This window comes from Methanosarcina sp. 2.H.T.1A.6 (assembly GCF_000979455.1).
Lineage (GTDB): Archaea > Halobacteriota > Methanosarcinia > Methanosarcinales > Methanosarcinaceae > Methanosarcina.
This window is the reverse complement of record NZ_JJOY01000027.1, coordinates 1-5,741: the sequence shown is the minus strand read 5'-3', so window position 1 is coordinate 5,741 and position 5,741 is coordinate 1. Positions and strand designations below refer to the sequence as shown.

Annotated in this window: 6 protein-coding genes; 1 reads left to right on the top strand and 5 read right to left on the bottom strand. The window is 37.6% G+C overall.

Annotated elements, in window-relative coordinates; translation table 11 throughout:
• The first annotated feature begins 439 nt into the window (after positions 1-439).
• Positions 440-742, top strand: a complete 303-nt coding sequence (locus tag EO98_RS07315; protein WP_048140104.1) for a heterodisulfide reductase-related iron-sulfur binding cluster — start codon at positions 440-442, stop codon at positions 740-742.
• A 294-nt stretch (positions 743-1,036) separates the two neighbouring features.
• Here EO98_RS07315 and EO98_RS07310 read toward each other — a convergent pair whose 3' ends face one another.
• The 5 genes from EO98_RS07310 to EO98_RS07290 form a co-directional block, all read right to left on the bottom strand.
• On the bottom strand, positions 1,037-1,687 hold the full coding sequence (locus tag EO98_RS07310; protein WP_048140107.1) for a UPF0228 family protein: 651 nt from the start codon (positions 1,685-1,687) through the stop codon (positions 1,037-1,039).
• A gap of 49 nt (positions 1,688-1,736) precedes the next feature.
• Positions 1,737-2,030, bottom strand: coding sequence for a hypothetical protein (locus EO98_RS07305; protein WP_048140109.1), 294 nt, complete (start codon positions 2,028-2,030; stop codon positions 1,737-1,739).
• Complete coding sequence (locus tag EO98_RS07300; protein WP_048140111.1) at positions 2,002-3,288, bottom strand: beta-propeller fold lactonase family protein; 1,287 nt, start codon at positions 3,286-3,288, stop codon at positions 2,002-2,004. The genes EO98_RS07305 and EO98_RS07300 overlap by 29 nt, the downstream gene beginning before the upstream one ends.
• A 207-nt stretch (positions 3,289-3,495) precedes the next feature.
• Complete coding sequence (locus tag EO98_RS07295) at positions 3,496-4,863, bottom strand: YncE family protein (protein ID WP_048140114.1); 1,368 nt, start codon at positions 4,861-4,863, stop codon at positions 3,496-3,498.
• Positions 4,864-5,047: 184 nt separating this feature from the next.
• Positions 5,048-5,741, bottom strand: a 694-nt coding sequence (locus EO98_RS07290) for a C39 family peptidase (RefSeq protein WP_048140116.1), incomplete at its 5' end; no start/stop codon positions are given.

Below are 5,741 nucleotides of genomic sequence, written 5' to 3'. Positions count from 1 at the left end.
ATCATGCCTCTTAGGGTGTATTTTATGGAGTTCGTATGGTACGGGAAATACTTTTGAACTCCATGAATTCCTCTTATCTAACTCCTTATAAGTTTTCCGACCATTCTCTCTAACTATCCGTTTTTCATGTCCGTTTTGAGTCTGCAATATTCTGAATCTTCGATAGTTTGATGATCTGGCCAATAAGTATATGTATAAGCATATATCCTTGACATATATTCAAGAGTTTATATTCAAATGTAAAAATTCACATCTATACTCATATGTGATGATATTTATGGGCTGCTTACATTCTTACAGCAAAAATATCTGTGTTTGGATCTCATGTGAGCCTGTAGAGTCAGTGAATCTTCTAAACTTTGACACGCCTCTCCTAAAATTAGATAATTTCTTTTTAGACAAATTCTGATAAAATACCGTCCGCACCCTTACCTGTGGAATGGGCTTTTCCCAGCTCCACCTTAACAAAAGCACCTCTCTTCAGTTTACCAAAACAAAATTCGACAGCCTTCAGAGAGCCGGAGTGGAGTTAATGATCCATATGTGCCCGAATTGCCATATCCAGTATGACCGCTACCAGCCTGTAATTGAAAAAGAGTTCGGGGTAAAATACGATATGGTGCACATCAATATTGCCCAGCTCGTAGCTCTCTCAATGGGTGCAGACCCCTACAAAGTATGCGGTTTTTATACTCAATCCGTGCCTCTTGAAGGATTTTTAGTGAGGACCGGTATATTATAAAGTCCCGTTTTAAAGTTGAACCGGTCATCTTTTTTATTTTGATTTTTTACTTTGATTTTTTGGCTTTGTTGAAATTTGTTTTCTAACTTTAAAATGTATAAAAACAAATCTACATTAGATACGTTTATCTTAAGGCTGATTTTTTCCAGATTGAGATTGTCCGAAAAGTCATTAATGGCATGTTGTGAAAGTTATAAATCTATAATATTAGAGTATCCGTTCCGGTTTTGCATATTGTATCTTATAAAAGTTATAACAGGTAATCACTTTTTGGATAGGCTTTAAGACAGTCTCTTAGGTCGTGGGGTTACATGGAGGATAAAGATAATAAAACTGTACTGTAAATATATTTTCATTTTGTTCGAGCTCACTTTTTATCCTTATCGCCTCTTCTTTCGGAATCCAGTACGTCAGAGGTCCATCACTATAAAGAAAACGAATATCACACCAAACAAACTTTTTCAACTGAATATCATGTTTATCTAACGTCTCTAAAAAACTTTTATAGTAAATGGCTTTTTCAGGCACCTTAATTATATAATAATTTCCTCTTATAATGGTAGAAGCATTCCAAGTCACCATATTCTCAATTTCTTTTACAGCCGTAATTTTGTCTTTGTCCACCATTATATAATATTTATCCATAGAATTAGTATCATATGTTATTCTATAGTTTCTGGTCATGTTATAGTTTTGAAGAATGGCTTTTATTTCTGATTCAGAAGTTCCATTTTTAAATTGAATAGCCATACCAGCTACTTGCGATTCAGGATCCGGAGTAGACGTATTAACTGGGGTAGATGTATTAACTTGAGTAGTATTAACTGGAGTAGACATATTAACTGGAGTAGATGTATTAACTGGAAATTGTGTAAACAGTGCCCATAATACTAAGAGACTCAGCAAAACAATAAAAGAAACAATTTCCTTTTTAATTTTGCTCATTTCTACCACCGCAAGTTATGATCTGTTTTAGTTTTTCATTGCTTTAAGATTACATGGATATATGATCACGAGTGTCATTTGCGATTTTGAAAAATTTGCATTCAGGATTTAGATAAACCCATAGACTGGCTGTTTGTATAAAGGGTATATAAGCAACTACTGAAACCAGAGATTTATCGAACTTCTTTGAGGAATTTTTGTTTATATCTACGTTTTTTTCTTGACTGGTGTCGAATTCAATTTTTGGCGTCCCATTCAACCCACCAGCCATTGGATCATTAATGCCAATAATTCCGGGTTGTCCAGGTCCTTTATTACTTCTTCCCGCGTTTCCATCCACCATACAGGCAGATCAAGCTTCCCAATAATCCAAAACCTGGAGTAGAGTTATTTTTGTTTGATTCATTTCCATTTGAACTACTACCATTATTAGATTCAGAATTATTATTGTTTGAATTATTTAGTTCGACAGCATTTTTTTCAGAGGAGGATAAATTAGTTTTTTCAATTTCTGAATTTTTAGTTGCATTGGAGGTTGCCCCTATGCTTTGATCAGTCATATTAGAATCCATAAAAGGCACAATTACAACTTCAACAGGATAGTTCATATAATATTTTCCTGTATTCACCGTAGCTGTAACTTTGTTTGTTGCTGTGTCAATTACAGAAACATTGCCGCTTTCGGCGTTTGTCACATATACCTTATTTCCATCTGGAGTGACTGCAACTCCTAAAGGAGTAATTCCTACAGGAACTGTGGCTGTAACAGTGTTTGTTGTTGCGTTAATAACAGAAACGGTGTTGCTCCGTTTATTTGGCACATATGCCTTTTTTCCATCCAGAGTGACTGCAACGCCACATGGACCGTCTCCTACCGGCACAGTGGCTGTAACTTTGTTTGTAGTCACATCAATTACAGATAAGTCGTTGCTGCCTGTATTGGTTATATACACCTTATTTCCATCAGGACTGACTGCAATATCAGTAGGATGGTCTCCTGTAGGTACAGTGGCTGTAACTTTGTTTGTAGTCACATCAATTACAGAAGTAGTATTGTTACGACTGTTCGTAGCATAAATTTTTTTCCCATCTGGTGTAAATGCAACATTATAAGTACTCAACCCCACATTAACCGTGCCCACTACACTGTTTGTGGATGTGTCAATTATAGAGACATTGTTGCTGTCATTATCCCCCACACTGTAGCGATTCGTCACATAAACCCTTGTTCCTGTCGGATCGACTGCAACCTCCCGAGGATAACTTCCTACATCTACCACAGCTTCAATCGTATTTGTCGTAGTGTCAATTACAGATACAGTGGTGCTTGTACCTGACAAGTCCGCCACATACACCTTTGTTCCTGCAGGGTTGATTACAACTCCAAAGGGCCACCCTTCTACAGGTACCACGGCTGTAAGATTGTTAGTCGCGGTGTCAATTACAAAGACAGTGCCAGTGTCGACTCCAAGACTCGTAACATATGCAAATGGAGCTGCACCTGCTGCGCACGCCAGTATTAAAATCGCAAGTGAAGTTATACCCAAAACTTTTATGAGAGTATGCTCTCGATATGTTTTATCATATGTTATTTCTTCCATTTTAAATCCCAACTTATGGACTTATGAAAAAGTAACAACATCAGCGACTCCCCCTTATATTTTGTTCATACCAGCACCTAAAAATTGGAGAGTTTCAATCCCTCATGATGTGTAGAGCTTCGACATATTAAGTTTCTAAGTTTGTACATCATACTTGAGAGATAATGGATCATTAATACCAGTACTTCAGGTTCTCCAAGTCTCGCATTACTTTTTCCTGAGCTTCCATCCCCCATATAGACAGGTCAAGCTCCCTAATAATCCAAAACCTAGAGTAGAGTTGTTTTTGTTAGATTCACTTCCATTTGAGCTACTACCGTTATCAGATTCAGAGTTATTTTTGTTTGAATTATTAAGTTCGGCATCACTTTTTTCTTCAGTTGCATTGGAGGTTGCCCCTGTACTTTTGGCAGTCATATTAGAATCCTTAAGAGGTACTATTACAACTCCAGTAGGAAGGATTCCTGCATTTACCGTAGCCGCAACAGTATCTGTGGCTGTGTCAATTACAGAGACATTGCTGCTTCTGGAGTTTGCCACATAGACCTTTTTTCCGTCCTGTGTGACTGCAATTCCCATTGGTTGTTCTCCCACAGGCACGTTGGCTATTACATTATCTGTGGCCGTGTCAATTACAGAGACGCTATTGCTATCAAAGTTCACTACATATACCCTATTTCCATTTGGGTTGATCACAATTTTACGAGAAGAAGTTCCTACAGGTATAGTGGCTATTACATTATTCGTAGCTGTGTCAATTACGGAAACAGTGTTATTGTTAGCTACATATACTTTATTTCCATCAGAAGTGACTGCAACAAGATTGGGTGAGTTTCCTACAGGCACAGTGGCTATTACATTATCCGTGGCTGTGTCAATTACAGAGACAGTGTTGCTGCCATAGTTAGGTACGTATACCTTTTTTCCGTCCGGTGTGACTACAAGTTCATAAGGACTGTCTCCTACAGATATATTGGCTGTAACTTTGTTTGTAGCCGCATCAATTACATAGATAGTGTTGTTGTTACAATTTGCAGCATAGATTTTTTTTCCATCCGGGGTAAATGCAATACTATAAGTACTCGGTCCCACAATAACCGGTGCCATTAAAGTATTTGTCGCGGGGTTAATTACAGAGATGTCAGTGTAGTCATGCTGTTTCGTTACATAAACTCTTGTTCCTTCAGGATTAAATGTAATTCTCGAAGGATAAATACTTCCTAAATTCACTTTGGCACTAACCTTAGTTGTGGCTGTGTCAATTACATAGACAGTGGAGGTGTCCATAGGTGAGTCTACCACATATATCTTTGTTCCTGCAGGGTTGACTGCAACTCCTACAGGCCATCCTCCACCGAGAGGCACTCTGGCTGTAACATTGTTAGTTGCTGTGTCAATTACAGCGACATTAGGATTATAATTCGTATAGTTATGATAATCTCCCAGATTTGTCACATATGCAAATGGAGCTGCACCCCCTAGACCAGCCAATATTAAAATCGCAAGTGCAGTTATACCCAAAACTTTTATGAGAGTATGCTCTCGATATGTTTTATCATATGTTATTTCTTCCATTTTAAATCCCAACTTATGGACTTATTAAAAAGCAACAACATCAGTGGCTCTCTCCTTAATTTTGTTCATGCCAACACCTTATAAATAAGAGGTTCCGATAAACCTCAATTTTTGGCTGGTTGTTATATAGGTTCATAGGCAACCGTTGAAAACCAGAAGTTTATCGAACTCCTCTGAGGAATTTTTACCTTACGTATATACGTTGGATTTCTGAACTGCCGTATGTACGTTCAAGTAATCCTGGATTTCCATACGTCGAACCAGTAGGCTCTGGATCATTAAGGCGCAAATATGTATACCCATCTTGAACTATGTATCCTTTACAAAGTCGAAAATGACCTGGAATCATACTGAAGAATGGTCTCTCATTTTCAATTTCTGATATCGCGTCACTATTATAAAGCCTATTAGTTATGGTTCCCGTTTTTTCCCATTTATCTTCAGCCCATTCCACTATGTTATCAGCTGAGAGCCCAGATGTGCCTATGGAATCAGGATCCCAACTCCACAATCCATCACCCAAATAGATTGTTTCCTGTGAAGGGACAGGGTTAGGATTATTATAGTACACGCAAAGCATTTGGATACATGCTGGACCACAGTAAACATTATCTTCTTGTCCAATACCGTTAATATCAAGTATTTTACCTGTAAATGAACTTCTCACTACTACATCGTCACTGATTTTTTTAATATTTTCTTCAGTGACTGTCGCATTAATATTAACTCCTTTATTAGCTGCTGCTTGTTCTATAAATTTGGCAAGTTCATCACTTTTCTGCCATTCTTTTAAATTGTTTTCCTTTCCATAAGTCAAAATCTTGTCATACAGTGACCATACTCCAGGCTTGGTTTCCGTTGCAGGTTTATCTTCAACC